At 59.4% G+C, this 21333-nt stretch carries 16 protein-coding genes; 12 read left to right on the top strand and 4 right to left on the bottom strand.

Annotated features, from left to right (window positions below; translation table 11 throughout):
• The first annotated feature begins 37 nt into the window (after positions 1–37).
• From ccoN to ccoS, 8 genes are all read left to right on the top strand, one after another.
• Positions 38–1633: a cytochrome-c oxidase, cbb3-type subunit I gene (ccoN, locus tag HCZ23_RS15315; RefSeq protein ID WP_167602620.1), complete on the top strand. Its 1596-nt coding sequence runs from the start codon at positions 38–40 to the stop codon at positions 1631–1633.
• Positions 1634–1648: 15 nt separating this feature from the next.
• Positions 1649–2374: a cytochrome-c oxidase, cbb3-type subunit II gene (gene ccoO, locus HCZ23_RS15310; RefSeq protein WP_167602619.1), complete on the top strand. Its 726-nt coding sequence runs from the start codon at positions 1649–1651 to the stop codon at positions 2372–2374.
• 12 nt (positions 2375–2386) lie between these two features.
• On the top strand, positions 2387–2566 hold the full coding sequence (locus tag HCZ23_RS15305; protein WP_167602618.1) for a cbb3-type cytochrome c oxidase subunit 3: 180 nt from the start codon (positions 2387–2389) through the stop codon (positions 2564–2566).
• Positions 2563–3441 (top strand): cytochrome-c oxidase, cbb3-type subunit III, encoded by an 879-nt coding sequence (gene ccoP / locus HCZ23_RS15300; protein WP_167602617.1) that lies wholly within the window; start codon positions 2563–2565, stop codon positions 3439–3441. Before HCZ23_RS15305 ends, ccoP begins: the two co-directional genes overlap by 4 nt.
• A gap of 298 nt (positions 3442–3739) precedes the next feature.
• Positions 3740–5185, top strand: coding sequence for a cytochrome c oxidase accessory protein CcoG (gene ccoG / locus HCZ23_RS15295; protein WP_167602616.1), 1446 nt, complete (start codon positions 3740–3742; stop codon positions 5183–5185).
• A gap of 2 nt (positions 5186–5187) precedes the next feature.
• The gene (locus HCZ23_RS15290; RefSeq protein WP_167602615.1) at positions 5188–5661 is read left to right on the top strand and encodes a FixH family protein; all 474 of its coding nucleotides are present in this window, start codon (positions 5188–5190) and stop codon (positions 5659–5661) included.
• A gap of 16 nt (positions 5662–5677) precedes the next feature.
• A complete protein-coding gene (locus tag HCZ23_RS15285; RefSeq protein WP_167602614.1) occupies positions 5678–7855 on the top strand; it encodes a heavy metal translocating P-type ATPase in 2178 nt (725 codons plus the stop codon).
• Entirely contained in the window at positions 7852–8010 is a 159-nt protein-coding gene (ccoS, locus tag HCZ23_RS15280) for a cbb3-type cytochrome oxidase assembly protein CcoS (RefSeq protein WP_167602613.1), read from the top strand. The genes HCZ23_RS15285 and ccoS overlap by 4 nt, the downstream gene beginning before the upstream one ends.
• Before the next feature lie 6 nt (positions 8011–8016).
• Here ccoS and HCZ23_RS15275 read toward each other — a convergent pair whose 3' ends face one another.
• Positions 8017–8643 carry an arylesterase gene (locus tag HCZ23_RS15275; protein WP_167602798.1) on the bottom strand — a complete coding sequence of 209 codons (627 nt, stop codon included), beginning with the start codon at positions 8641–8643 and terminating at the stop codon, positions 8017–8019.
• An 81-nt stretch (positions 8644–8724) separates the two neighbouring features.
• Here HCZ23_RS15275 and HCZ23_RS15270 point away from each other — a divergent pair, with 81 nt between their 5' ends.
• Both HCZ23_RS15270 and HCZ23_RS15265 read left to right on the top strand, forming a co-directional pair.
• Entirely contained in the window at positions 8725–9408 is a 684-nt protein-coding gene (locus tag HCZ23_RS15270) for an ABC transporter ATP-binding protein (protein WP_167602612.1), read from the top strand.
• Positions 9405–11921 (top strand): FtsX-like permease family protein, encoded by a 2517-nt coding sequence (locus tag HCZ23_RS15265; RefSeq protein WP_167602611.1) that lies wholly within the window; start codon positions 9405–9407, stop codon positions 11919–11921. The genes HCZ23_RS15270 and HCZ23_RS15265 overlap by 4 nt, the downstream gene beginning before the upstream one ends.
• Before the next feature lie 9 nt (positions 11922–11930).
• Here the strand turns inward: HCZ23_RS15265 and HCZ23_RS15260 are convergent, their stop codons facing one another.
• The 3 genes from HCZ23_RS15260 to HCZ23_RS15250 all read right to left on the bottom strand — a co-directional run bounded on the left by HCZ23_RS15260 (position 11931) and on the right by HCZ23_RS15250 (position 17490).
• Complete coding sequence (locus tag HCZ23_RS15260; RefSeq protein ID WP_167602610.1) at positions 11931–13094, bottom strand: acetate/propionate family kinase; 1164 nt, start codon at positions 13092–13094, stop codon at positions 11931–11933.
• A complete protein-coding gene (locus HCZ23_RS15255) occupies positions 13094–14485 on the bottom strand; it encodes a bifunctional enoyl-CoA hydratase/phosphate acetyltransferase (protein WP_167602609.1) in 1392 nt (463 codons plus the stop codon). Before HCZ23_RS15255 ends, HCZ23_RS15260 begins: the two co-directional genes overlap by 1 nt.
• Positions 14486–14685: 200 nt before the next feature.
• Entirely contained in the window at positions 14686–17490 is a 2805-nt protein-coding gene (locus tag HCZ23_RS15250; RefSeq protein ID WP_167602608.1) for a methyl-accepting chemotaxis protein, read from the bottom strand.
• 522 nt (positions 17491–18012) lie between these two features.
• Between HCZ23_RS15250 and urtA the strand changes: the two genes are divergently transcribed.
• Both urtA and urtB read left to right on the top strand, forming a co-directional pair.
• Positions 18013–19308 carry an urea ABC transporter substrate-binding protein gene (gene urtA / locus HCZ23_RS15245; protein ID WP_167602607.1) on the top strand — a complete coding sequence of 432 codons (1296 nt, stop codon included), beginning with the start codon at positions 18013–18015 and terminating at the stop codon, positions 19306–19308.
• A 66-nt stretch (positions 19309–19374) separates the two neighbouring features.
• Positions 19375–21327, top strand: a complete 1953-nt coding sequence (urtB, locus tag HCZ23_RS15240) for an urea ABC transporter permease subunit UrtB (protein ID WP_167602606.1) — start codon at positions 19375–19377, stop codon at positions 21325–21327.
• Positions 21328–21333 lie beyond the last annotated feature (6 nt).

Below are 21333 nucleotides of genomic sequence, written 5' to 3'. Positions count from 1 at the left end.
GCCCAAAGAACAGGGCGAATGAACGAAGGGACGCAACATGTGGAACTATATCAAGCTGGCAGTGCTGGGGATCGCCGTGATTCTCTTCGGCCTTGCCGCAAACTACGGGCGTGATTTTGCCTATCAGGTGCACGCGCTCATCTTTATGGCCGCAGCAGCCATCACTTTTATCTACACCCTGCGCACGACGGGTGACGTCAAACCGGCTCCGACCGGCTATCTTGACGGCGTTGTGCGCGCCGGTGTCATCGCCACCGCCGGCTGGGGCGTTGTGGGCTTCCTCGCGGGGACGTTCATTGCCTTCCAGCTTGCTTTCCCGCAGTTGAACTTTGAGTTCCTGCAGGGTCACGGCAACTTCGGGCGTCTGCGCCCGCTGCACACCTCCGCGGTGATTTTCGCCTTTGGCGGCAACGCCTTGATCGCGTCCTCCTTCTACGTGGTGCAGCGCACCTCGGCGGCGCGTCTTTGGGGCGGCAACCTCGGTTGGTTCGTGTTCTGGGGCTACAACCTTTTCATCGTGCTGGCCGCAACCGGCTACCTGATGGGGGTGACCCAGTCGAAAGAATACGCTGAGCCGGAATGGTACATCGACCTGTGGCTGACCATCGTTTGGGTGGCTTATCTGCTGGCCTTCATGGGCACGATCTTTAAGCGCAAAGAAAAGCACATCTACGTCGCCAACTGGTTTTACCTGTCCTTCATCATCACCATCGCGATGCTGCACATCGTCAACAACCTGGCGATTCCGATCTCGATCCTGGGCTCGCGCTCGGTCATGGTGATGTCCGGTGTTCAGGACGCGATGACGCAGTGGTGGTACGGCCACAACGCCGTGGGCTTCTTCCTGACCGCAGGCTTCCTGGGCATGATGTACTACTTCGTGCCGAAACAAGCCGAACGCCCGGTGTTCTCCTACAAGCTGTCGATCATCCACTTCTGGGCGCTGATCTTCATCTACATCTGGGCCGGTCCGCACCACCTGCACTACACCGCGCTGCCCGACTGGGCTTCGACGCTGGGCATGGTGTTCTCCGTGATCCTCTGGATGCCCTCCTGGGGCGGCATGATCAACGGCCTGATGACGCTCTCGGGCGCCTGGGACAAACTACGCACCGATCCGGTGATCCGTATGATGGTGATTTCCGTGGGCTTCTACGGCATGTCGACCTTTGAAGGTCCGATGATGTCGATCCGGGCCGTGAACTCGCTGTCTCACTACACCGACTGGACCATCGGTCACGTGCACTCCGGTGCTCTGGGCTGGAACGGCATGATCACCTTCGGGGCTCTCTATTTCCTCGTGCCGCGTCTGTGGAACCGTGAGCGTCTCTACTCTCTCGGTCTCGTGTCCTGGCACTTCTGGCTCGCCACCATCGGCATCGTGCTCTACGCCGCGTCGATGTGGGTCACGGGCATCATGGAAGGCCTGATGTGGCGCGAAGTCGACAGCCAGGGCTTCCTCGTGAACGCCTTTGCCGACACCGTGTCCGCCAAGCATCCGATGTATGTGGTGCGTGCTTTGGGCGGGGTGCTCTACCTCACCGGTGCGATCATCATGTGCTACAACCTCGTCATGACCGTGCGTCGCAGCCCCGTGAAAGCGGACGAAGCTGCTGCCGTGCCGGCCGAATAAGGGAGGGTTTCGAATATGGCTCTCATTGATAAGCATAAGATCATCGAAACCAACGGAACGCTTCTCATGGTTGGCGCCCTTCTGGTCGTCACCGTGGGCGGGATCGTCGAGATCGCTCCGCTGTTCTACCTGGAAAACACCATCGAGGATGTAGAGGGCGTGCGCCCCTACTCCCCGCTGGAGCTCACCGGTCGGGAAATCTATGTGCGGGAAGGCTGCTATGTCTGTCACTCGCAGATGATCCGCCCGATGCGTGACGAGGTGGAACGTTACGGTCACTACTCGCTGGCAGCGGAATCGAAATACGATCACCCGTTCCAGTGGGGCTCCAAGCGGACCGGACCCGACCTTGCCCGTGTGGGCGGTCGCTATTCGGACGCCTGGCATGTGGATCACCTCACCAACCCGCAATCCGTGGTACCGGAATCGGTTATGCCGAAATACGGGTTCCTCGCCGACCGCTACATCGAGCCCGAGTATATCGAGGATCTGATGTCCACGCATCGCATCGTGGGTGTGCCTTACACCGACGAGATGATCGAGGTCGCGAAGGAAGATTTCGAAGCGCAAGCTGACCCGTGGGCCGACACTGATGGCCTTCTGGAACGCTACCCCGGCGCTGTCGTGTCAAACTTCGACGGTCAGGACGGAATCACGGAAATGGATGCCCTTATCGCCTACATGCAGATGCTCGGAACGCTGGTCGATTTCTCGACCTTCACGCCCGACGCGTCTCGCTAAGGAGCTGATGAGATGGATTATCACATCCTTCGCGAATTTGCCGACAGCTGGGTGCTTTTGGCCATGTTCATGTTCTTTATGGGCGTCGTGTTCTGGGCGTTTCGTCCGGGCTCGCGCAAGGAACATCGTGACACGGCCGACATCATCTTCCGGCATGAAGACAAACCCGCCGAAAAGGAGGCGAGGACATGAGCAAGAAAGACGTGGAAACCACAGGCCACTCGTGGGACGGTATTGAGGAACTCAACAACCCGCTCCCGCGCTGGTGGCTGATCATCTGGTACATCTGTATCGTCTGGGGCATTGCCTACACCATCGCCATGCCCGCATGGCCGCTGGTCAAAGGCGCCACTGCCGGGGTGCTCGGCTGGTCCACTCGGGCCCAGGTGGCCGACAAAATCGCCTCTTTCGAGGAGATGAACGCGGCCGTGAACGCCGAACTGGCCGCAGCCGATATCACGACGATCGAGGTCGGTTCCGATGTGCACAACTACGGTGTGAACATGGGCGCTGCCGTGTTCCGGGCCAACTGTTCGCAGTGTCACGGTTCCGGTGCCGCCGGTAACGTTGGCTACCCGAACCTGTTGGACAACGACTGGCTTTGGGGCGGCACCATCGACGAAGTTGCCTATACCGTGCAGCACGGTGTTCGTAACGAAACCGATGAGGCCCGCTACTCCGAAATGCCGAAATTCGGCGCCGACGAGTTGCTGACCGAAGAGGAAATCGATCAGGTCGTGGCCTTTGCCATGTCCCTGTCCGATCCCGAAGGCGATGGCACCAACCTCGTGGGCGGGACATATGATGTCGATCTCGCCTCTGCTGGCGCAGAAGTGTTCGAGATCAACTGTTCGTCCTGCCATGGCGAAGACGGCACAGGCGACATCTACCAAGGTGCGCCGAACCTGACCGACGCCATCTGGCTCTACGGTGGCGATCACGACACGGTCTACGAGACGGTTTACTACGCCCGTTTCGGCGTGATGCCGGCCTGGGGTCAGCGTCTGTCGCAAGCCGAAGTGAACGCAGCCGCGCTCTACGTCCACCAGCTGGGCGGCGGTCAATAACACCGAAATCCGGGCGGCAACGCCCGGGTTGCGGCACCGGCCCTTGATCCTGTTCGCGCGTTTCTTCGGGGTCGGTGTCCACAAATCTTGAAAGCCGCGGCATGTCAGTGCTGCGGCTTTTTCCCCTCTACATCGTTGCGCCGCACCTGCCTGCGTGAGGCAGGATGTCGCAGGAAAAAGGCGCGTTTTTGATGCATCTTTACGCGGGTCTCACAAAAGTTTGATTCATATCAAGGCTCTGTAAACCCCTCGCCCGCAATAAGGTGCAAACGCGAACAGTGTGAAAAGGCAATGCTCCATGAGCTCTACCGACACCCCTCCCGAAGAAAAACTCTATGCCTCCCGCGAACCGGTTTTCCCGCGTCGTGTGAAGGGTAAGTTTCGGAACCTCAAATGGATCATCATGGCGATCACGCTGGGGATTTATTACCTCTCGCCGTGGATCCGATGGAACCGGGGCCCCGAGCTTCCGGATCAGGCGATCTTGATCGATCTGGCAAATCGTCGGTTCTTCTTTTTCTGGATCGAGATCTGGCCGCATGAATTCTATTTCATCGCGGGTCTGTTGATCATGGCGGGGCTTGGCCTCTTCCTGTTTACCTCCGCCGCCGGGCGTGTCTGGTGTGGCTATGCCTGCCCGCAAACCGTCTGGACCGATCTTTTCATTCTGGTCGAGCGCTGGATCGAAGGCGACCGCAACGCGCGTCTGCGTCTGCATCGTCAAAAGAAATGGGACTTCCGCAAAGTCCGCCTGCGGGCGATCAAGTACCTCTCGTGGATTCTGATCGGTCTGGCGACCGGCGGGGCCTGGGTGTTCTATTTCACCGATGCGCCGACGCTTTTGGTCGATCTGGTGACCGGGCACGCCCATCCCGTGGCCTATCTGACCATGGCGATCCTGACCGCGACCACCGTCTTCTTTGGCGCCATCGCGCGTGAGCAAATCTGTATCTACGCCTGCCCATGGCCGCGCATTCAGGCCGCGATGATGGACGAAGACACCCTTGTTGTCGGCTACCGTCACTGGCGCGGCGAGCCGCGTGGCAAGCATCGCAAAGGCGCGGGCGCAGAGAACCTCGGCGATTGCATCGACTGTATGGCCTGTGTGAACGTCTGCCCGATGGGCATCGACATTCGCGACGGGCAACAGCTTGAGTGCATCACCTGTGCGCTCTGCATCGATGCCTGCGACGAGATGATGGACAAAATCGGCAAGCCGCGCGGCCTCATCGACTACATGGCGCTGACGGACGAACCGCGCGAGATCGCGGGTCAAGAGCCGAAGCCCGTCTGGAAACATATCTTCCGCCCGCGCACCATTCTTTACACGGTGCTCTGGTCCGCAGTGGGCTTTGCTTTGCTGTTCGCGCTCTTCATTCGGGCCGACATCGACATGACCGTGGCGCCGGTGCGCAACCCGACCTACGTCCTGCAATCCGATGGTGCGATCCGCAACATTTACGATCTGCGTCTGCGCAACAAGCATGGCGAAACCCGCGAGTTCCGTGTTAGTGTCACAGGCAACGATACTCTGACGGTGACGTTGCAGGATTCCGATACGGATGCGGGCGACACGATCCCGGTGGATGCCGACGAAATGCGGATCGTGCGCGCCTATGTCGAAGCCCCCGCAGGCTCTGAGCCCGCGATGTCCGACCGTACAGAGTTCACTTTCTGGGTCGAAGACGACGTGTCCAATGAACGCGTCTCAGTCGACTCGGTGTTCAATGGGCGAGGGCAATAAACATGGCACGCGAAATCACTGGAAAAGAGATTACCGGCAAACACGTCCTCATCATCACGGTGTCGGCCTTTGCCATCATCATCGGTGTCAACATCTTCATGGCCGTCCAGGCCGTGAAGACCTTTCCGGGCCTCGAGACCGCCAACTCCTACGGCGTCTCCCAGACCTTCAACCGCGACAAAGAAGCTCAGGAAGCTCTGGGCTGGACCGTCGAGGCGGTGGACGATCAGGAAAACCTCTTCGTCTATATCCGCGATGCGGAAGGCAACCCTGTCGAGGTCGCTGAGATCAGCGGCACATTGGGGCGTGCGACCACGGTGGCGCAGGATCAGGACCCCGAGTTCGTGTTCAACGGCGAGGCTTACGTGGCCGAAACCGGCAGGTTGGCCGAGGGCAACTGGAACTACCGCATGGTTGCCAAGGCGGTGGATGGCACGCATTTCACCCAGCGCATCGTCATTCATGTGAAGCGCTGAGCGCGGGAGACCAAGCATGTCTGAGGTCCAAATCTCGGCCTGCCCGGCCTGTGTCGCCGCCCCCGCCGCCGAAGAGGCGGCGCATGCGCGCGATGTGCGTGACACTCGGTTTGTCCTGTCTCTGCCCGCGATCTATTGTGCGGCCTGTATCTCGGGCGTCGAACGCGAGTTGACGAAACAGCCCGGCGTGCGCGCCGCACGAGTCAACCTGACCTTGAAACGCGCGCAGGTTGAGGCCGACGAAGATGTCTCCGTCGACACGCTGATCGGCGCGCTGACCCGCGCAGGTTACGAGGCCTACGAACTCGATGCGGGTGCGATTTCCGCCACCGAGACCGACAAGAAAGGCCGCGCCATCCTGACCCGCATTGCCGTCTCGGGCTTTGCGATGATGAACGTCATGCTCTTGTCCATCGCGGTCTGGTCCGGCGCCTCCGATGTCACCCGCGACATGTTTCACTGGATCTCCGCCGCCATCGCCTTGCCGGCGATCGCCTATGCCGCGCAGCCGTTCTTTGGCTCCGCCTGGACCGCGCTGAAGGCCAAGCGCCTCAACATGGATGTACCGATTTCGCTCGCGATTCTTCTGGCGGGCGGCATGTCTTTGTTCGAGACCATGGAATCCGGGCGGCACGCCTATTTCGATGCGGCGCTGTCCTTGACCTTCTTCCTTTTGGCCGGGCGCTATCTCGATTACCGCACCCGCTCCGTGGCCCGCTCCGCCGCCGAAGAACTTGCCGCGCTCGAAGTGCCCCGCGCCACCTTGGCCGACGGCACTGTGGTGTCGATCACCGATCTGGCCAAAGGTGCCTTGGTCCGCGTCGTGCCCGGCGCGCGCGTGCCTGTGGACGGCATCGTCGTCGAAGGCGCGTCCGAGTTGGACCGTTCTTTGCTGACTGGCGAAAGCCTTCCGGTTGAAGCCGGGCTGGACACCATCGTCTCCGCAGGCGAGGTCAATCTGACTGGGCCGCTGGTGGTGAAAGTCACCGCCGCGGGCGAAGACAGCTCGCTGCACCGCATGGCCGATCTCGTCGCCATGGCGGAAACCTCGCGCAACAAATACACCTCTTTGGCGGACCGCGCGGCACAGATTTATGCACCTGCCGTGCATATCCTGTCGCTCGCCGCCTTCATCGGCTGGATGATCGCCACGGGCGATGTGCGCCACTCCTTGAACATCGCGGTTGCGGTTCTGATCATCACCTGTCCTTGCGCGTTGGGTCTCGCCGTGCCCGCCGTGACCACCGCCGCTTCGGGGCGGCTGTTCCGCGCGGGGATGCTGATCAAATCCGCCACCGCGCTCGAGCGTCTGGCCGAAGTCGACACGGTGGTTTTCGACAAGACCGGCACTCTGACAGAAGGCAAGCCGGAGCTGTCGAACCTCCGCGATATCCCGCCGCAGGCGCGTGGCGTGGCGATGGCCTTGGCCGCAGGCTCTGCGCATCCTTTGTCCGCCGCGCTCTACGACGCCACCCGTGCCGCCGATGTGACCCCGGCCAATGTGACCAATATCGTTGAGGTGCCGGGGCAGGGCGTTGAGGGCGCGTTGAACGGCGAAACCGTGCGTTTGGGCCGCGCCACTTGGCTTGGCGCTGAGGCTCTGTCTCAAACCGCCACTTATCTCAAGATTGGTGAGGAGGCCCCTGTCGCTTTCGCATTCGTCGATCATTTGCGTGACGGCGCCGCTGAAGCGGTCGCTGCGCTGAAACTTCAGGGCAAAGATGTGGTCCTGCTCTCCGGCGATGCGCCCGCCGCCGTGGCCGACATTGCCAAACGGATCGGGATCGAAGCCTGGGATGCGGAATGCCTGCCGGAGACCAAAGCCCTGCGCGTCGGTGAATTGACCCGCTCTGGCCGCAAGGTTCTGATGGTGGGCGATGGTCTCAACGACACCGCAGCACTGGCCGCCGCCCATGTGTCGATCTCGCCGGCCTCTGCTTTGGAAGCGACGCGGGTCGTCTCCGACATGGTGCTTTTGGGCAAAACGCTGGCCCCACTGGGAGAGGCCACGCAGGTCGCCGTTTCCGCGACAAAGCGGATCAAGGAAAACTTCAACATCGCGACGCTTTACAACCTGATCGCTGTGCCGATTGCACTGGCCGGTTTTGCCACGCCTTTGGCCGCCGCCTTGGCGATGTCGTTCAGCTCGATCACCGTGTCGCTCAATGCTTTGCGCCTCAGAGGAAAACCATGAACGTACTCGTCTATCTCATCCCGATTTCGATTTTTCTCGGCGGGCTCGGGCTTGCGGGGTTCTTCTGGTCGATCCGCTCGCGCCAATATGACGACCCGGACGGGGACGCGAACCGCATCCTCACCGGCGATTATGACGATCACCCAAAGCCCTGAACAAACTCAATCTCGCGCCAGATCGGCCAGTTCGGCAACCGTTGGTCCCATCGCCTCGACAATGACCGACACGCCGGTTGCATTCGGGTGAATGCCGTCAGGTTGCATATGAGTTTTGAGCATCTGTTCCCAGGTGTCCAAGTCGGTGAGCGGTTTCAGGAACCCCTCGAAATAGAGCGTGCCGAACTCTTCGGACAGCTCCGGGTAGATCGCATCGAATTGGGCTTTGTACTCGGCGCCATAATTTCCCGGGGCCTGCATGCCGACCAGCAAAACGGGGATGTCTTTTGCCTCTGCTGCTTGCAAAATCCCGCTTAAATTGGCCCGCGACAGCTCCGGAGACAGCCCACGCAACAGGTCATTGCCGCCAAGCGCGACGATCATCCCGTCGATGTCCGGGGTCAACGTCCAATCGACCCGGCTCAGCCCGCCCGCCGTCGTGTCACCCGACACGCCCGCATTCACGATGGTCGCCTCGGCCTCATGCGCGTCGAGCCAGCCTTGCAGCTGCGCCGTGAATCCGTCCTGTTGAATAAGCCCGTAGCCCTGCGTCAGGCTGTCACCGAGCGCCACGATACGCACAGGTTCGGCGGCCGCCATCGCGGGTAGGCTCATCAAGACAATCTTGACCATCATGAGAGAGAGTCGGTTGCCGATGCGGCGGGCGGCCCCATATGTGTTTAAGATCAAAAGACATCTCCCTTGAGGCCCATCATGACAGAGCCGATCATCGTCACCCAGGATATCCAGCTGTCTCTGGATGGCAATGCGGGGCCAGTCGACATTTTGCGTGGCATTTCGCTGGAGGTCAAACGCGGCGAGACGCTTGGGCTTGTCGGGCCGTCGGGGTCGGGCAAATCATCGCTCCTCATGGTTTTGGGCGGGCTGGAACGGGCCAGCCGTGGTCGGATGTCGGTGCTCGGGCACGATCTGAGCGCGATGAACGAAGATCAACTGGCGCAGTTTCGCAGGGATCATATGGGGGTGGTGTTCCAGTCTTTCCACCTCATTCCGACGATGACGGCCTTGGAAAATGTGGCGATCCCGCTGGAACTTGCGGGCGTGACGGACGCCTTCGAGCGCGCGCGAGCGGAGCTGGAGGCCGTTGGACTTGATGCACGCGCTGATCATTACCCGGCACAAATGTCGGGCGGCGAACAGCAACGTGTCGCCTTGGCGCGGGCCTCTGCGCCGCGTCCTGAGATTTTGTTGGCCGATGAGCCGACGGGCAATCTCGATGGCGCCACGGGCGAGGCGATCATGGAGCTTTTGATGGGCTTACGGGATCGTCATGGGGCGACCCTTGTGATGGTGACGCATTCCTCGGACCTCGCGGCGCGCTGTGACCGTGTGGTGCGATTGCGCGATGGTCGGATCGACGCGGAGGCGCAGGCGTGAGCACGCGGCTGGCATGGACCATCGCCCGGCGCGAATTGCGCGCGGGGGTCAAGGGTTTCCGGGTTCTGATCCTAAGTCTTCTGTTGGGCGTCGCGGCGATTGCGGCGGTGACCTCTGCGCGCGACGGGATTTCCAAAGGCCTCGCCCGCGAAGGGGCTGCGCTTTTGGGCGGTGATGCGGAGATGGAATTCACCTACCGCTTTGCCACTGAGGACGAGCGCGCATGGATGGAAAGCCACTCTCTGGCGCTTTCCGAAATTGCCGATTTCCGCTCGATGCTGGGCGCGGGCGAAGACCGCGCGCTGACGCAGGTGAAAGCCGTCGATGGGGCCTATCCCCTGATCGGGACGGTCGGGCTTTCCCCGGATATCCCGCTGTCAGAGGCGCTGGCCGGTCAGGACGGTGTGCCCGGCATTGTACTGGATCGTATGTTGTTTGAACGGCTGGGCCTTAAGGTCGGCGACCGTGTAACTTTGGCCGATGTGCCCTTTGTCGTCATGGCCGAGCTGACTCGCGAACCGGATGGCGCGGGTGCGGGGTTCTCGCTTGGTCCGCGCAGCATCACCTCTCTGAGCGCCTTGCAAAGCTCCGGTCTCTTGGCGCCCGGTACCCTGTTCGAAAGCGCTTACCGGCTCGATCTACCGGACAACACCGATCTCGATGCGCTCAAAACCCGCGCCGAATCCGAAGTCGCTTCCGGCGGTTTTCGGTGGCGCGATTCCCGCAACGGTGCCCCCGGCGTGAACCGGTTCGTGGATCGACTCGGTTCCTTTCTGGTGCTCGTCGGTCTGGCTGGGTTGGCCGTCGGCGGTGTCGGGGTCTCCGCCGCCGTGCGCGCCTATCTTGATCGGAAAATCTCGGTCATCGCCACGCTGAAAACTCTGGGGGCCGAGCGACGCACGATCTTTCTCGCTTATGCGTTTCAGATCGGCACCCTGTCGGGCTTTGCCATTCTGGGCGGGCTTATCATCGGGGCCCTGCTGCCGCTGATTGCCTTCCCGATCATCCGCACGCTACTGCCGGTTCCGGTCGAGGCGACGCCGCATCTCATGCCCCTCGTCGAGGCCGCACTCTACGGCTTTCTCGCCAGCGCGATTTTCGTGCTGTGGCCCCTCGCGCGAGCCGAGCGCATTCGCCCGGCGGCTCTCTATCGTGATGCGTTTTTCGGCCTTAAGGGCTGGCCACGTTGGCCTTATCTCGTGGCGATTGTCTTGCTGATTGCCCTCCTTATCGGTGTGGCGGTCAGTTTTTCCGACAGCAAAAGCCTCGTGCTCTGGGCCTTCGCCGGGCTGGCCGTCTCCTTTGTGTTCCTCGTCTTGGCGGGCCGTGCCCTGACTGCGATTGCGCGCCGCCTGTCACGTTGGCGGGGCGCGCCTCTGCCCCTGCGTTTGGCTCTTGGGTCTATCGGCGGACCGGGGGGCGAAGCCGTCTCCGTCGTGCTTTCTCTCGGGCTCGGTCTCACGGTGCTTTCGGCCATCGGTCAGATCGACGCCAATATGCGCGGCGCGATTGCGCAGGAACTGCCGGAACGCGCCCCCTCCTATTATGTCGTCGACATTCAGCCCGATCAGATCGAGGGTCTCACCGCGCGGGTCACAGGTGATCCCGACGTGACCCGGTTCGAAAGTGCGCCGATGCTCAGAGGGCTGATCACCCAGATCAATGGTCGTGATGCCCAAGAGGTCGCGGGTCCTCACTGGGTGCTGCGCGGAGATCGCGGTATCACTTACGCAGAGACACCGCCTGACAATACAGAGGTGGCAAAAGGCACGTGGTGGCGCGCTGAGGACAGCACGCCGCAGATCAGTTTTGCCGCCGAAGAAGCCGCAGAAATGGGCTTGAAACTCGGCGATGAGATGACGGTTAACATCCTCGGGCGCGACATCACCGGGACGATCACTTCGTTTCGCAATGTGGATTTCTCCGGCGCCGGAATGGGCTTTGTCTTGACCATGAATCCGGTCGCCCTCGCAGGTGCGCCGCACACATGGATCGCGACGATCTATGCCGAAGAAGAGGCCGAAGCCCCCCTGATCCGCGATCTGGCGCGGGCCTATCCGAACATCACGACGATCCGCGTCCGTGATGCCATCGACCGCGTGGTCTCCGTGTTGCAAAGCATTGCGAGTGCTACAACACTGGGTGCGATTGCGACGCTGGTGACCGGCGCCGTGGTTTTGATCGGCACGGCGGCGGCAGGCGAGGAGCGTCGGCGCTATGAGGCGGCGGTGTTGAAAACCTTGGGCGCGCGGCGGGCACGGATTTTGGCGAGTTTTGCGTTGCGCGCGTTGATCCTTGGCTTGGGCGCGGGGATCGTGGCCTTGGTCACTGGGGCGACGGCGGCCTGGGCGGTGATCCATTTCGTGATGGAGGCCGATTTCTCCTTGTCGCTTGGGGCTGCGCTGTGGATCATTTTGGGTGGCGTTTTCGTGACGTCTTTGACGTCGCTCTTGTTCTCATGGCGCGCCATGCGGGTGCGCCCCGCACGTGTGTTGCGGAGCGCAGAGAGCTGAATCAAGCGTTCAGTGCGCAGGAACAAGCGCCTTGGCCACGGCATTGGCGATCACCTGTTCTTCGTCCGTTGGCAGAACGAAGACAGGCGTGGCGCCTTTGGAAATCAGGGTGGCGTTTCGGGCGTTGGTTTCGACATCGGGTTCGATGCCCAAAAAGCCGAGCCGTTCGATGATCTGAAGGCGAATGTTCGGTGAATTTTCCCCGATGCCGCCACAGAACACCAGCGCATCAATGCCCGAAAGTGTCGCCGCCATGGCGCCGATCTCGCGTCGCACACGGTAGACAAAATACTCGACCGCATCCTTGGCGCCTTGTTCGTCCGAAGCCTCGAGCACCTGCATGTCATGGCTGATGCCGGACAGGCCCAAAAGCCCGGATTCGTAATAGAGCATGTGGGTCAGGTCCTTGGCCGTCATGCCCTCTGTCTCCATGAGGTACAAAAGGATGCCTGGGTCGAGATGCCCGGAACGTGTGGACATCGGGATGCCATCGAGCGGGGAAAATCCCATGGAGGATGAGATAGACACCCCGTTGTTGACCGCGCAAATCGAGGCGCCGCTGCCCAAATGGCACATGATGATCCGCTTGCCATGCAGCTCGGGGTGATCCCGCACGAGTTGGTGCGAGACATAATCGTAGCTCAGCCCGTGAAAGCCGTAGCGCTTCACACCCTGTTGGTAATATTTGCGCGGGATGGCGTAGATGTCGTTTTCCCAGGGATGATTGCGGTGAAATGCGGTGTCGAAACAGCCGATTTGCAGCGCGTAAGGGAAAGCCTCTTTCGCCGCCTCGACCGCCGACAGGTTGTGTGGCTGGTGCAACGGGGCCAGCGGGTTGAAGGTCGCCAGATCTGCCAGTACGTCGTCGGTCAATTCCGTGGGCGTGGCGCGCAGGGGGCCGCCATGGACGATCCGGTGCCCGACGCCTGCAACATCCTGGCCGTCGAGCAGAGGCGTAATTTCTTGGAGAATGATTTCAAGCGCTTGTGTCTGATCTTTCGCGTCGATGAGTTTTGTGTCCGCCGGCCCCCCGGATTTGAACCTGAAACTGGGGGTGGACCCGATGCCTTGTACCAGACCTTGCGCCAGACAATCAGGCGTTTCGCCAGAGGTGTAGAGCGCGAATTTGACCGAAGATGAGCCCGCGTTGATCGTGAGAATGCGTTGCCCCATCAGGTGATCTCCCGCGCGCGTTTGGCGTGAAGGGCCGCGACGGCACAGGAGGCCAGGCGGGATTTGTCACTGTCAGACCGCGAGTTCAAAACAATTGGACACCGCGCGCCGATCACGACACCTGCGGCTTCGGCATGCGCGATGAAAGTCAATTCCTTGGCGAGCATATTGCCGCTTTCGAGGTTCGGGACGACCAGAATTTCAGCATGTCCTGCGACAACGCCTCTGAGGCCCTTGGTCTTTGCCGCGGTCAGGCTGACCGCATTGTCCATGGCCAGCGGGCCGTCCACAATCCCGCCCTTGATCTGGTCGCGGTCCGCCATTTTTGAAAGCGCTGCCGCATCCAAGGTCGACGGAATCTTCGGATTGACGGTTTCAACGGCGGAGAGGACGCCGACTTTCGGCGTTTCAATGCCGAGGCTGATCGCCAGATCGATCGCGTTTTGTACAATGTCGACTTTGGTCGGCAGGTCTGGGGCTATATTGATCGCGGCATCCGAAACCATCAAAAGATGATCGAGACCGGGCACATCCATTACAAAAATATGGCTGAGACGTCGCCCGGTTTTGAGGCCGCCATTCGAGCTTAGGATGGGACGCAAGAGATCGTCCGTATGCAGGTGGCCCTTCATAATCGCACTGGCGCGGGCTTCGCGGACCATGGTGACGGCCAGTTGCGCGGCTTCGCGGTGTGTTGCGCAATGGATCAATTCGATGCCGTCGAGGGACATCCCAAGTTCTTTAGCTGTCGTGCGAATTTTATCCTGATCGCCCAATAGAATGGGCGTGATCAGATTGTGTTCGGCCGCCATCATGGCGCCGCGTAGTGAATTCGGCTCTTCCGGGGCGACCACAGCCATGCGGGTTGCGGGTAAATCTGCAGTCATGTCGAGTAGCTTGTCGAAGTGGCGATGGCTTTCGACGGTCAGCCCAGGGACATCATGAATGTCGAAGCTTTCGGATGTGGCAGGCGCGATCACTTCGGCTTCGCCTTCGACCAAGAGGGTGCCGTCGGTGAGAGACACAGTCGTTTCGAAAATTGCGCTTCGTGCATCGCCCTTATGGATCAGTTTGACTTTGGCGATCAACTCGTCGCCAGCATGCGCGCGCCCGAGAAATTTCAGGTTCTGAGATTTATAGAGCGTTCCTGGGCCGGGAAGATTGTTGCCCAGCACTGCTGAAATGAGAGAGCCGACCCAAAAAGACGGTGCGACGGCTTCGGGTTTGCCATCCTTATCACCATCTTCGTGAGGAAGGTGCATTGGGTTCAGGTTTCCGGAGGCATGGGCGAAGACGTAAAGGTCATCTGCGACGCATAGGCGTCGGACCTCGGCTTCCATTCCGACCTGAAGCTGATCGAATGGGACGTTCTGGAATATGGTCACGTGCAATCCTTGCTGTGCTGGGATATTTGACTAGGTGCAGTTGCACCCATGTGTCGTTTATCTTCCTTGAGACATATCAAGGTTTTATCCAGATTCCATGACGTGAGAACATATCCAGATTGTATTTTTTGCATATGAATTCATTCAGGGGCAAAAGTCTGGCAACTGCGTATTCTGGCATCACCCTTTTGCCCCCTGAGAGGGATCTATGATGCCATGGACACAGGCTCCTCGTCATCATCCAACGAACGTTGATCCACGTCTGTGTCGTTCAAAACGAACTGCGCGACGATATCGTTCAAAGTAGAAGCTTCATGTGCGAGCGAGAAGCTTGCGGCTGTCGTTTGCTCGAACATGGCCGCGTTCTGTTGTGTGGTTTGGTCGAGATTGGCAACGGCGCTGTTGATTTCGGAAATTCCCGCAGATTGCTGTTCGGCAGAGGTGGCGATTTCCGCCATATGTGTGGAGATCACGGAAACATCCTGAACAATGGAGCGCAGGGCTTCACCGGTTTGATCGACGAGGGTGACACCGCGTCCGACTTCTTGCCCCGAAACGGAAATCAAGGCGTTGATCTCGCGGGCTGCCTCGGACGATCTTTGTGCCAATGCGCGAACTTCGGAGGCCACGACGGCAAAGCCACGACCTGCATCGCCAGCACGGGCCGCTTCCACACCAGCGTTGAGGGCAAGAAGGTTTGTCTGGAACGCGATGTCGTCAATGACGGAGATGATTTTCGAAATCTTGTCTGAGGAGTCGGAAATCGCATCCATGGCAGAGATCGCTTGTTGCACGACGGTGCTTGCGTTTTGCGCATTGGCTTTCGCACCGCTTACCGTGTCATTGGCAGAGGCTGCTCCATCGGCTGCGGATTTGACTGCGGCAGTCAATTCGGTCAGAGCCGAGGCGGTTTCGCCCAACATCGAGGCAGCGCGTTCCGTGCGTTGCGAGAGATCGTTTGCGGCATTCGAAATTTCGCTCGAATTTGTGTGGATTGTTTGCGATGTGCCCGAAAGTTTTTCGACCACGGATCTCAGGGACAGGACCGCAGCGTTGTAATCCTGACGCAATTGCTCATACCCTTCGGGGAAGACCTGATCGATTGTCAGGCGCACGTCGCCTTTGGACAGCCGACGCAAACCGTCGGCCAAAGCATCGACAACCATCGTTTGTTCGGCATGACGGGCTTTGCGTTCCGCTTCGGCGGCGTCTTCGAGTTTGCGGCGTTCGGCTTCTGCACGGGCTTCTTGTTCTCTTTCCCGGCGCTCCTGTTCAAGTTTGCGCTCTTGCTCGGCGGCGTCCCGAGCACGCGCGTCTTCTGCGGCTTGGGCCTTCGCCTCAGCTTCTCTCAGTTTGCGCTCAGCGGTTTCCGCCTCCATACGCTCCTTTTCGACCAAGTTGTTGCGGAACACGGTGAGGGCGGAGAACAGTCGCGCGATCTCGCCGTAACGACCGCCGACACGCTTGATTTCGGACATTTCCCCAACAGCAAGACGTTCGGTGCTTGCTGTGACGGCGCTGAGCGGTCGCATGATGAAGAGATAGGTCAGGATAGGTGCCGCCAGAACAATAGCGATGGCGAAGGCGGTGATGCCCCCCATGGTTTTCGACGCACCCTGTGCGGTTGACATCAGAACCTGACTCGCTGACGAGATGTCGGCAATGGAATCGCTGGAAATCTGCACGACGATCTCGGAAATCTTCAGAAGATCCTCAGAGACGGCAGATGTGGCAAGGAAACCTTCGCTACGCGCCGTCAGGGTTTTAAGACGGGTCGCGAGCAGACCGGTTTCGGGATCCACCTGAGCCAAAACGGAAGACAGGATCGCGTGGAGCTCACTGGGCAGATTGGCGATATCCGCTTCGAGTTTGGGCGTGATCTCATCGATTTCGAACTGAAGCGCCTGAATGTAACCGCTGTTGTTGGATGCGGCACCTTGCATGGCTTTGATCAGAACGGTTTTAATGGTGGTGTCGATGCGCGCCAAATCGGTGATGCGACGCACATCTGTGTCCAGGAGGCCTTTGAGCACGGCCTCATTGGTGTCCATGGCTTCGGCACTTTCTTTGTCCAGAGTGATCAGCGTTTGCTCGACAATTTGGGACACTTCGGCATCGAGATCGTTTTGCGCCGTATGCAAAAGGCGCGCGCGAATTTTCATTTCAGACGGTGCCAAGGCGAGAAATTCGGCGGGAAAAGCCAAGGCTTCACGCAGCGTTTCGACATAGCCTTTGGCCGCTTTGTTCTTTTGCATATCGCTCAGGATCGTCTCGATGCGGGCCTGTCCCGCGAGCGCCTTATCATGAAGTTCTGTGCGCAGGCCGAAATCATTGGTCTCGAGCAAAGCCTGTGTCAGGCCAACGGAAAGGTTAAGTTCGGCTTTCAGCATCAGGGCGAGTTTCAGCGCGTCAACATCACGTTTGAGCAAATGGCTCAGGTTGCGGCTTGATTTCGAGGTGGCGGTGTTGCCCGCCAGCAGGAGCGAAAATGAGGCACTTTCAATACGAGCCTGCAGGTCATCGCTCAGCGCACGGGCACCCTGACTCAAATCTGCAAGCGCCTGCATGTTCATTTTTTGCGCCTCAAGCTCCTGCGCCCGCGCTTGTTCCAGGGTCAAAAGATTGCTGGCAAGTGTTGCCATTTCTTCGTCAAGGCCTGGATATTTTGCATGATCTACTTCTTGCATGTGACTTTGAAGATGCGCACTTGCGGCCTCAACATCGTTCAACGCGCTTTGAATCGCCAAGTAGGAGTTCGTGATCAACAATGTGTTCACGGTATCCTTCAGCGACGAGACCGCATTGGAAATCTCAGAAGCGGTTTCCAGGGGCGGTAGCGACGAGGTGACCAAAGTTTCGGCCTCATCGTTGATCGTGGAGATCAGGGAACCGGAGACCAGAATGGCCGCGAGAGTTGTGCCCACGAGCGCAAATAAGATCCCGAGAATCTTAGCGGCGACAGAGCCGAAAATGTTGCCAATACGATGTTTCAAATCATGCGTCGTCGTCATCTGATCCAACACTTTCCAGTCATTGTGTTCACGTCGGTGCGCGGTCCGGGCATCGAACCGGTTGAGTGGACCATGGCAGCAAGCTCCTAATTTTGTGTTTAGAGCCTTATTTTCTGGCGTAACCAGCGGTGCGCGCGATGGATTCGTGCCCTCACATATGTGGTCGGACCTGATTTTGGAGGCGCGCAGCAATGCGTCATCAGCGGCTTTGTGTGACTAAAATTTGGGCGGTTTTTGCGACCTGACCCATTTGCACGCTGTTCGCTTGTATACAGTCTTGTGTGCGCGTTTGGGTGAACATCAGACTGCCTGTGCGGTGCGCGGGGAGCCTTCGACCGAGCGGTCAAACGGATCACCACCCGCCGCGGGGACATGCGTCAAAGCCTTTTCGGCGGAGGCGCAAGAGATGTAAATCTTTAACGCTGCATAAGGGGGCTGTTGGCGTTTTATCCATAAAAAACAAAAAGATGGATATCTCATTCGTGAGAAGCGTGACAGTTCTGCGGCTTCCAACAAGGGAACATGGAAGTGAAAACTCAATTCAAAGCCACTCTGGCCTCTGCTCTGTTTGCAAGCACCGCAATCGCCTCCGGCGCGATGGCTGCCGATTGCCCGGTGAAAGTGGGCGTGCTGCATTCGCTGTCGGGGACGATGGCCATTTCGGAAACCACGCTGAAAGACACAATGCTGATGCTCGTCGACGAGCAGAACGCCAAGGGCGGTGTTCTGGGCTGCGAGATCGAAGCCGTCGTGGTCGACCCGGCTTCCGACTGGCCGCTGTTCGCGGAAAAAGCGCGCGAGCTTCTGACCGTGCATGATGTCGATGTGATCTTCGGCAACTGGACCTCCGTGTCGCGCAAATCCGTGCTGCCGGTGATCGAAGAGCTCAACGGCCTGCTGTTTTACCCGGTGCAGTACGAGGGCGAGGAATCGTCCAAGAACGTGTTCTACACCGGCGCTGCTCCGAACCAACAGGCGATCCCGGCCACGGATTATTTCCTCGATGAGCTTGGCGTTGAAAAATTCGCTCTGCTCGGCACCGACTACGTCTATCCGCGCACCACGAACAACATCCTCGAAGCCTATCTGAAAGACAAAGGCATCGCGGAAGAAGACATCTTCGTGAACTACACGCCCTTCGGCCATTCTGACTGGTCCAAGATCGTGGCCGACGTCGTGGCGCTGGGCGCGGACGGCAAGAAAGTCGGCGTGATCTCCACCATCAACGGCGACGCGAACATCGGCTTCTATAAAGAACTCGCCGCGGCTGGCGTGTCTGCCGATGACATCCCGGTTGTGGCCTTCTCCGTGGGCGAAGAGGAACTGTCGGGTCTCGACACCTCCAACCTCGTCGGTCACCTCGCCGCCTGGAACTATTTCATGTCCGCCGACACGCCGGAAAACGCTGCCTTCATCGACGCCTGGCATGCCTATATCGGAGATGACTCGCGTGTGACCAACGACCCGATGGAAGCGCATTACATCGGCTTCAACATGTGGGTGAACGCCGTCGAAGCCGCCGGTTCCACCGATGTCGATGCCGTGCGCGCCGAGATGTACGGTCAGGAATTCCCGAACCTCACCGGGGGCACCGCCATCATGAACGTGAACCATCACCTGTCGAAACCGGTGCTGATCGGTGAGATCCTCGAAGACGGTCAGTTCGACATCATCTCCCAGACCCCAGAAGTGCCGGGTGACGCCTGGACCGACTATCTGCCGGAAAGCGCCGTGCTCAAATCCGATTGGAAAGACCTCGGCTGTGGGATGTACAACACCGAGACCGAGACCTGCGTTCAGCTCAAATCCAACTACTAAGCTGATCTGACGCATTCGGAGAGGGCGGGTCTCGCCCTCTCTTCCTCCCGCTTGGAAAGACATTTCATGCTTCGCAGCCTTATTGCAGCTTGCCTGCTGCTCACCTGTAGCCTTGCGGCACAGGCGCAGGATCGAACCATTCAGGATGTGCTGCAAGAGCACGCCGAGGTCATCGCCCAATCGTCACGTAAAACCATTGCTCCGGCGATTGACGCCATCGCGGGCTCCGGCCTGCCTGCGGCGCAGGATGTGCTGCAGGCCTGGCAAGCCAAGGACATGTGGCAACGGGAAAGCGATGGGCTGTTTTTCAAGGCGGAACGGGTCGACAGTTCCACCTATGAGCTGATCGACTTTGCCACGGGCGAAAGTGTCGGCACGGCGGACAAAGGCGATTTGGAGCAATTGAAACCGAACTCCGGCATCCGCGCGATGATCGGCGCGGCTTTGGTGCAGTTCCAGTTGAACGATCCCGATGCTGAACGCCGTCGTGAGGCTTTATTGGCGATTCAACGTGACGGCGAGGCCTCACACCTCGCGCCATTGCGCGCGTCGATTGAGGGGGAGACCAATCCTGAGATCAAAGCTCTCAAAGAAACCACCGAACGGTTGTTGACCATTTCTTTCGACCCGGATGACGCGGCACGCGTAAAGGCCATCGAAGGCTTCAAAGGCTCGCTGTCTCTCGACGCGCGGGCTGCCCTCAACCCGGTTCTGACGACGAAAATCGTCCCCGCGGAGGGGCTGCCCGAGAGCGCCAACGTCAAACGCGAGCTGCGCGCCGGGTCGCCTGACTTAACCGTCTCAGAGGGCTATGACCTTTTGGTGTCTGCCGGGGTGATCGAACCGCAACCCAGTTTGGCGGAGCGTAAAGCCGCGTTGGAGAGCCATATCGAAAATGGCGCCGTTGCCGGTGTGCCTTTGGCCGAGTTGAACACGCAGGACGCGCGCGACCGCGCCTATGCGGCGCTGGCGCAAGAGGGTGTGGCGCCCGCTTTCGATCCGGATTTCACGATGGAGGCGGCCGTCGCCAGCGCGAAGTTTGCCGAGGTTTATGATGAACCCTCAAAGGCCGTCACCGATGCCGCCGAGGCGACGCTTGCGTCGATCAATCGTGCCGTAGGCCTGAACCAGTTTTTCGATCTTTCTCTCGATGGTCTCTCTCTGGCCTCGATCTATTTCCTCGCTGCCATCGGGTTGGCGATCACCTTCGGCGTCATGGGCGTGATCAACATGGCGCATGGCGAATTCATCATGATGGGCGCCTACACCGGCTATGTCGTGCAACAGATCGTGCCGGATTACACCGTCTCGATCCTCCTCGCGATCCCTCTGGCCTTTGCCGTCACCTTTGCCGCCGGGGTGGCGATGGAGCGGCTGATCATTCGCTGGCTTTACAACCGGCCTCTGGAGACGCTTTTGGCGACCTTCGGCGTCTCCATTGCACTGCAACAGTTGGCGAAAAACATCTTTGGCACTCAGGCCCGCCCGCTGACCTCTCCGGGGTGGCTTGATGGCGCTTTGTCCTTCAACGACGTTGTGTCGATTTCCTACATCCGTATCGCGATCTTCATCCTCGCGCTGATCTTCCTGGGCGTGTTCCTCTTCATCATGAAGAAAACCCGTTTGGGCCTTGAGACCCGCGCCGTGACGCAAAATCCGCGTATGGCGGCGTCGATGGGCATCAACCCCGATAAGGTGAATATGCTGACCTTCGGCCTCGGCTCTGGCATTGCGGGCATTGCTGGTGTGGCCATCGGTCTCTACGCCAAAGTCACCTCCGAGCTGGGCTCCGACTACATCGTCCAAAGCTTCATGACCGTGGTCGTCGGCGGCGTTGGCAACATCTGGGGCACGCTCTTGGGCGCCACCATGATCGGCTTCCTGCAAAAGGGCATCGAATGGTTCAACCCGTCGAACACATTGGCGGCGCAGACCTATATGATCGTTTTCATCATCATTTTCATTCAGTTCCGACCCAAGGGCATCATCGCCCTCAAGGGCCGTGCGGCGGGGGATTAAAGACAT

Origin of the sequence: Celeribacter sp. HF31, from assembly GCF_011806455.1 — a bacterium.
In the GTDB taxonomy this organism is placed as follows: Bacteria; Pseudomonadota; Alphaproteobacteria; order Rhodobacterales; family Rhodobacteraceae; genus Celeribacter.
This window is presented reverse-complemented; position numbering and strand designations above follow the sequence as displayed.

What these genes read in the sequence shown, in the direction of transcription:
- HCZ23_RS15290 (WP_167602615.1), top strand. Translation starts at nt 5,188, where the DNA reads ATGGCACGCGAAATCACTGGAAAAGAGATTACCGGCAAACACGTCCTC.
- ccoP (WP_167602617.1), top strand. Translation starts at nt 2,563, where the DNA reads ATGAGCAAGAAAGACGTGGAAACCACAGGCCACTCGTGGGACGGTATT.
- ccoS (WP_167602613.1), top strand. Translation starts at nt 7,852, where the DNA reads ATGAACGTACTCGTCTATCTCATCCCGATTTCGATTTTTCTCGGCGGG.
- ccoG (WP_167602616.1), top strand. Translation starts at nt 3,740, where the DNA reads ATGAGCTCTACCGACACCCCTCCCGAAGAAAAACTCTATGCCTCCCGC.
- urtB (WP_167602606.1), top strand. Translation starts at nt 19,375, where the DNA reads ATGCTTCGCAGCCTTATTGCAGCTTGCCTGCTGCTCACCTGTAGCCTT.
- HCZ23_RS15305 (WP_167602618.1), top strand. Translation starts at nt 2,387, where the DNA reads ATGGATTATCACATCCTTCGCGAATTTGCCGACAGCTGGGTGCTTTTG.
- HCZ23_RS15250 (WP_167602608.1), bottom strand. Translation starts at nt 17,490, where the DNA reads ATGACGACGACGCATGATTTGAAACATCGTATTGGCAACATTTTCGGC.
- HCZ23_RS15275 (WP_167602798.1), bottom strand. Translation starts at nt 8,643, where the DNA reads ATGGTCAAGATTGTCTTGATGAGCCTACCCGCGATGGCGGCCGCCGAA.
- HCZ23_RS15285 (WP_167602614.1), top strand. Translation starts at nt 5,678, where the DNA reads ATGTCTGAGGTCCAAATCTCGGCCTGCCCGGCCTGTGTCGCCGCCCCC.
- ccoN (WP_167602620.1), top strand. Translation starts at nt 38, where the DNA reads ATGTGGAACTATATCAAGCTGGCAGTGCTGGGGATCGCCGTGATTCTC.
- HCZ23_RS15260 (WP_167602610.1), bottom strand. Translation starts at nt 13,094, where the DNA reads ATGGGGCAACGCATTCTCACGATCAACGCGGGCTCATCTTCGGTCAAA.
- ccoO (WP_167602619.1), top strand. Translation starts at nt 1,649, where the DNA reads ATGGCTCTCATTGATAAGCATAAGATCATCGAAACCAACGGAACGCTT.
- HCZ23_RS15270 (WP_167602612.1), top strand. Translation starts at nt 8,725, where the DNA reads ATGACAGAGCCGATCATCGTCACCCAGGATATCCAGCTGTCTCTGGAT.
- urtA (WP_167602607.1), top strand. Translation starts at nt 18,013, where the DNA reads ATGGAAGTGAAAACTCAATTCAAAGCCACTCTGGCCTCTGCTCTGTTT.